At 72.4% G+C, this 6,055-nt stretch carries 6 protein-coding genes; 4 read left to right on the top strand and 2 right to left on the bottom strand.

Features of this window, described 5'->3' with window-relative positions; translation table 11 throughout:
• The 4 genes from MR1_RS18360 to rocD all read left to right on the top strand — a co-directional run.
• Window positions 1-597: zinc-binding dehydrogenase (locus tag MR1_RS18360; RefSeq protein ID WP_157518375.1), on the top strand; the 597-nt coding region annotated here is incomplete at its 5' end.
• Between the two features lie 117 nt (window positions 598-714).
• The gene (locus MR1_RS19920; protein WP_169797720.1) at window positions 715-2,025 is read left to right on the top strand and encodes an EndoS/ChiA family endoglycosidase; all 1,311 of its coding nucleotides are present in this window, start codon (window positions 715-717) and stop codon (window positions 2,023-2,025) included.
• Between the two features lie 481 nt (window positions 2,026-2,506).
• Complete coding sequence (gene ddaH / locus MR1_RS18350) at window positions 2,507-3,400, top strand: dimethylargininase (RefSeq protein WP_067250515.1); 894 nt, start codon at window positions 2,507-2,509, stop codon at window positions 3,398-3,400.
• A complete protein-coding gene (rocD, locus tag MR1_RS18345) occupies window positions 3,400-4,620 on the top strand; it encodes an ornithine--oxo-acid transaminase (protein ID WP_067250512.1) in 1,221 nt (406 codons plus the stop codon). The genes ddaH and rocD overlap by 1 nt, the downstream gene beginning before the upstream one ends.
• 132 nt (window positions 4,621-4,752) lie before the next feature.
• Here rocD and MR1_RS18340 read toward each other — a convergent pair whose 3' ends face one another.
• The gene (locus tag MR1_RS18340) at window positions 4,753-5,142 is read right to left on the bottom strand and encodes a hypothetical protein (protein WP_067250508.1); all 390 of its coding nucleotides are present in this window, start codon (window positions 5,140-5,142) and stop codon (window positions 4,753-4,755) included.
• 180 nt (window positions 5,143-5,322) lie between these two features.
• Complete coding sequence (locus MR1_RS18335) at window positions 5,323-5,832, bottom strand: GbsR/MarR family transcriptional regulator (protein WP_084344919.1); 510 nt, start codon at window positions 5,830-5,832, stop codon at window positions 5,323-5,325.
• Window positions 5,833-6,055 lie beyond the last annotated feature (223 nt).

The raw sequence follows: 6,055 nt of genomic DNA, 5'->3' as shown, positions 1-6,055 counted from the left end.
GCCGCGGGGCTCGCGACGGGCCCGGCGGACGGCTCGGGCGGCCGGGTGCTCGTGCTCGGCGCGTCCGGGGGCGTCGGGACCTTCGCCGTGCAGATCGCCGTCCTGCGGGGCGCCGAGGTCTGGGCGACGTGCGGGGAGCGCAGTCGCGGGCTGGTCGAGGGGCTCGGTGCGACGCGGGTGTTCGACCACCGTGGGGAGGGGGAAGCGGGAGAGGGGCTCGACGCCCTGGCCGCGGCGAGCTTCGACGCGGTTATCGACATCGCCGGTCGCGTGCCCGTGCGCCGGCTGCAGCGGCTCGTGCGCGATGGAGGTCGCGTCGTCCTCGTCACCGGCGACGGCGGACGCCTCCTCGGTCCCGTGCCGCGGATGATCCGGGCGGCGTTGTGCTCGATCGAATCCCGCCGCAGGGTCGTGTCCCTCGCTGCGCAGCCGCACGCGGAGATCACCCGGGACGTTCTGTCGCTCATGGCGAGGGGGCGGATCGCGCCGGTCGTCGAGCGGGAGGCGGCGTTCGCCCAGGCGGGGGATGCGTTGGTTCGGGTGAGCGGCGGGCGCGTCCGCGGGAAGGTCGTCATCCGGGTCGCGGGCGGGGCGTGAGGCTCCACGGGGTCCCATGGCGCGGGAACTGAATCGGTATAGCGGGAAAAGTTAAGGAAACTTCCCGACATACTCGGTGTCTGCTAGCGTCTCACTAAATCGCTTTATGAGCGATGGATGGATCCGACGACGACGTTTGGAGAGACGATGAAGAAGTCCCTGTCCGTTCTCACCGCGCTGGGGGTCGCCGCCTCCGGGCTGCTGTTCGCGGCTCCGGCAGCGGCCGCGCAGGTCCCGGCCGCGCAGGTCCCGGCCGCGGCGTACGTTCCCGGCTCTGATGCCCAGTGCTCCGCGGAACCGCAGTACTTCGCGTACTACCGGACCTGGCGCGACAAGTACGCGTCGTGGCCCGGCAGCGAGAACGAGCCGGAGAACCCGGCCTTCAACGAACAGCGCATGGACGACCTGCCCCGCGGGGTCGACGTCGCGTTCGTGTTCAGCAACTACGTCAGCGACGATTCGCGGTTCTGGGACGTGCTGCGGGACGAGTACGTCCCGAACCTGCACGCCCAGGGCACGAAGCTCGTCCGCACCGTCGACATCGGCGTGATCCTGGACGCGCCCACCGCCGACACCCCCGAGGCCTACGACGCCGCGGCGGAGCAGATCCTCGCGGAGTACGTCACCGACGACGGACTGGACGGCCTGGACGTGGACATGGAGCGCGAGCTCTCCGCGGCGCAGGTGAACCGCGCCGCCGGGGTCTTCGAGGCGCTGAGCGCGCACATCGGGCCGCAGTCGGGCACCGACCGGCTGTTCGTCTACGACACGAACAAGGAGGGCACGCATCCGCTCACGGCGCGCATCGCCCCCTACGTCTCCTACGTGCTCGTGCAGTCGTACGGTCGTCAGGTCTCCGGGCTCCAGCGGACCTGGGACTCCTACGCCCCCTACTTCCACCCCTGCCAGTACCTCATCGGCTTCTCCTTCTACGAGGAGCGCGGTGCGGACTGGGGCGACACGCGCGATCCGTTCGAGACCTCGCGCGCGGCGCAGTACGCGCAGTGGCAGCCGCAGGGGGCGACCAAGGGCGGTATCTTCTCGTACGCCGTGGATCGCGACGGGAAGCTCGTCGGAGACGACACGATCACCAGGTCGGACTTCTCCTGGTCGAAGCGTCTGATCGCGATGCAGGACGAGGCCGCCGGGGTCACGCCCGCGGCACCGCCCGCGCCCACCGCGACGCTCGGAGCCGACAAGGCGACGGTGACCGGCACCGGGGTGGCGGGCGCGGAGGTGCGGCTGACGACCTCGGGCAAGGGGCGACTGCCGTCCCCGGCCACGGCGGTCGTCGGCTCCGACGGCACCTGGACCGCCACGCTCGACCGTCCGGTGCGCCCGCCGATGACCGTGTCGGTCACGCAGCGCTGGTGGGACACGGCCGACTCCGACGCGGCCACCCTCACCGGTCACCCCGTCTGGGGCTGACCCCAGGTGCTCGACCGGCCGCGTGCGCCGGGGGCCGGGGTCCCGCCGCGGATCCCGGCCCCGCGGTGTTCTCTCTGTCCCGCGGTGTTCTCTCGCTCCGGCGGAGGGATCCGCGGGATTCTTCCGCGGATGGTGGAGTCGTCCGCGGGAACAGGAGACGGGGTCGGGGAGGTGTCTCCCGCTCCCGCGGAGGTCTCCTGCTCCTGCGGAGGTCTGTCGATCCGGCGGAGGGATTCGATGGGTCTCTCCGCCGGAGGTGGTTTTCTCCGACCGGACCGGCGCGGGTCGGGGTGGGACGCCGAGTGGGGCAGAGGCGGGATCGCCGACGGGCGCCGGATGGCGGCGGGGGGGCATGTGGTGCGAGAATGGACGCTGGCGTGCCCGTGTCGCATCTTCCCCGGCAGCTCCGCGAGAGCCCGGGTCGAAGGCCCGCCGGGCCCCTGGACAGCGTCCGCCGCATCCCTTTCCGAGGAGAGCATCCATGTCGACGCCCGAGACCGCCACGACCGCCCGTCCGACCGCCGAGCCTGCCGGTGCCCGCACCGCGCACCACCGCCGATACCTGATGTGCCGACCCGAGCACTTCACCGTCAGCTACACGATCAACCCGTGGATGGAGCCGGCGAACCCGACCGACACCGCCAAGGCGGTCGCGCAGTGGCAGAAGCTGTACGACCTGTACGTGGAGCTCGGCCACGAGGTGGAGCTCATCGAGCCGCTCGCGGGCTACCCCGACATGGTCTACACCGCCAACGGAGGGTTCGTCATCGGTGGGCGCGCCTACGTGCCGGAGTTCCGCTTCGCCGAGCGTCAGGGCGAGGCCCCGGCCTTCGCGGAGTGGTTCCGCGCGAACGGCTTCGACACCGTCCTGCCTGAGGAGGTCAACGAGGGCGAGGGGGACTTCCTGCTCGCCGGCGACGTGATCCTGGCGGGGACCGGCTTCCGCTCCACCGGTGACAGCCACCGCGAGGTGGGCGAGGTCTTCGGCCGCGAGGTCGTCTCGCTGAACCTCGTCGACCCGCGCTTCTACCACCTCGACACCGCGCTCACCGTCCTCGACCCGGTCGTGGGCATCGAGAACGGCGGACCCGAGCGGGCCAACATCGCCTACCTGCCCGGCGCCTTCGACGACGCCAGCCGCGCGATCCTCGAGGAGCGGTTCCCGGACGCGATCCTCGTCTCGGACGAGGACGGCGCGGTGTTCGGCCTGAACTCGGCCAGCGACGGCTACAACGTCATCATCTCGCCGCGCGCGACCGGCTTCGAGAAGCAGCTGCGCGAGCGCGGCTACAACCCCATCACCGTCGACCTCTCCGAGCTGCTGCTCGGCGGCGGCGGGATCAAGTGCTGCACCCTCGAGCTGCGGGGCGCCTGATGTCGGACGCCCTCCACGCCACCGACCAGCAGAGGGCGCCCGACGCCGCGGAGCCGCATGTCGCGATGAACTACCGGCCCCTGCCGGTGACGATCGCCCGCGGCGACGGCGCGTGGGTCACGGACGTCGAGGGCAAGCGTTACCTGGACCTGCTCGCGGCATACTCGGCGGTGAACTTCGGGCACCGCCACCCCGCTCTCGTCGCGGCCCTCGAGGAGCAGCTCGGACGGATCGCGCTTATCAGCCGCGCCTTCCGCAGCGACCGCCTGGAGCCGTTCGCCGAGGGGCTCGCACGCCTGTGCGGCAAGGAGCTGGTGCTCCCGATGAACACCGGCGCCGAGGCCGTGGAGACGGGGATCAAGGTCGCCCGCGCGTGGGGGTACCGCGTCAAGGGCGTCGCCGACGGGGCGGCGCGCATCGTCGTCGCCGCCGGGAACTTCCACGGACGCACCACGACGATCGTCAGCTTCAGCGACGACGAGGCCGCGCACGACGACTTCGGTCCCTACACCCCCGGCTTCGACGTCGTGCCCTACGGGGACGCGGACGCCATCGCGGCGGCGATCACGGACGAGACCGTCGCGGTGCTCGTCGAGCCGATCCAGGGCGAGGCGGGCGTGATCATCCCTCCGGACGGGTATCTCCGTCGGATCAGGGAGATCTGCGACGAGCGGAACGTGCTGTTCATCGCGGATGAGATCCAGTCCGGACTCGGCCGGGTCGGCGAGACCTTCGCCTGCGACCGCGAGGGGGTCGTCCCCGATCTGTATCTGCTGGGGAAGGCGCTCGGCGGCGGGCTGCTGCCCGTGTCCGCCGTCGTCGGGAACCGTGACGTGCTCGGGATCATCCGTCCCGGCGAGCACGGCTCGACCTTCGGCGGGAACCCGCTGGCCGCCGCGGTCGGCCTGCGGGTGGTGGAGATGCTGGAGTCCGGCGAGTTCCAGGAGCGCGCGAAGGCCCTCGGGGACCATCTGCGCACCGGACTGGAGAGCCTCATCGGACAGGGCGTCACGGGGATCCGCGTGGCCGGTCTGTGGGCCGGCGTCGACATCGATCCGGCACGCGGCACCGGACGCGAGATCGCCGAGCAGCTCTCCGAGCGCGGGGTCCTGGTGAAGGACACCCACGGCCAGACGATCCGGATCGCGCCGCCGATCGTGATCCGCCCCACCGAGATCGACTGGGCGCTGGAGCAGCTCCGCGTCGTCCTCGCGAGCTGACGGCGGGGTCCGGGTCCGGAGTCGGGGGTTCGGGGCGCCGGACGGACCGAAACGGGCCCGTCCGGCACCCCGAACCCCCGTTCTCCGCCCCGAAACCGGGGATCTGACGAGGATCCGAAGAGTCCGCGGGCGTCAGGCGGGGGAGTCGTCGGGATCCAGGCCGCGGATCGCGTCCTCCTCCACCTCGGTGTCGGCCTGCAGGCGCTCCTGCGTGCTCTCGTCGCCGCCGAGCGGCGCGTCCTGGCGCGGTGCGGTCTGCTCCTGCGGCGCCTCCGGATCGGTCCGGGGCTCGTCCGACGCCGAGTCCTCGTCGCGGACGTGTCCGGCGCCGGTCGCCCCCTCCTGCTCGGCGAGCGATCGATCCGCGACGACGAGGTCGGGGTCGGTGGCGTCCGGCTCGACGGCGTCGTCCTCGGGCTGGCGGGGTTCGCCGCTGCCGCGCGGATCCTGACCCGGCGTGTGCGGCTGCTGCCCCGATCCGTCGTCGTGCGGGGAGGTGTTCCGGTCCTGCTGCTCGTCCATGCCCGGGACGCTAGACCCCGGATCCGACCTCGTCCGAGGGCATTGACAAACGGCCGGCGCGTGCTCACGGGATCGCGCCACGCCGCCGTGCCACGCCGCACGCCGCACGCCGGCCTGCCTGTCCGACCACGTCGCCGAGAACGGCCGTCCATGCGGGCGCCGGTCGCGGACCGGGGCGGCTCAGTCGTCGCGGGAGCGCCGCTGCGCCTCCCACTCGTCGACCAGCGCCGGCATCCGCGCGGCCATGAACCGGAAGAAGTCCGCCATCTCCGCGGCCCGGTCCCGCGCGGCGTGGTCGTCCGCGTGCGCGTCGCCGATGGCCTCGATGTGGGCGGCGAGGCGCTCGTAGATGGGACCGTTGTTGGTCATCAGGCCGTACCAGGTGTCCGACACGATGACGTAGCGGTCGCGCCGCGTCTCCGGGCGGGACACCCGGCGGATCACCTGGATCGTCTGGAGGTAGCGGACCGCGCCGGACACGGCGGCCGCGCTCACGCCCAGGCGCTCGGCGAGGTCTCCGGCCGTGTAGCCCTCCGCGGGCGCCGCGATGAGGGCCATGAGGACGCGGGCGGGCATCCGGGGGAAGCCGACGGACGCGATCATCGCCGCGGCGTCCTCGGCCGCGTCGACGCCCTGGTGCGTGGGAGGCTCCTTCCCCGGTCCTGTGCCGGCGGCCGCGTCGGTCGTCATCCGTCCATCTTCCCATCCGTGCTCGTCGCGTCCGGGCCCGTGGTGCTTTCCGGGCCCGGACGGGACGGATCATCCTGCCGGGTGCAGCTCGCGACGCCGCATGAGCCCGAGCGCGGCGGCGATGCCCGCCGCGGCGGCCGTGATCAGCCACCACACGCCCTTGGGATCGATCTCGTCGCCCGAGACCGTCGGCGTCTGCGCGAACGGCGAGGCGTTCGCGAGC

This window comes from Microbacterium resistens NBRC 103078 (genome assembly GCF_001552355.1).
Lineage (GTDB): Bacteria > Actinomycetota > Actinomycetes > Actinomycetales > Microbacteriaceae > Microbacterium > Microbacterium resistens.
The sequence above is the reverse complement of the archived record's forward strand: the minus strand, read 5'-3'. Positions and strand labels throughout refer to the sequence as shown.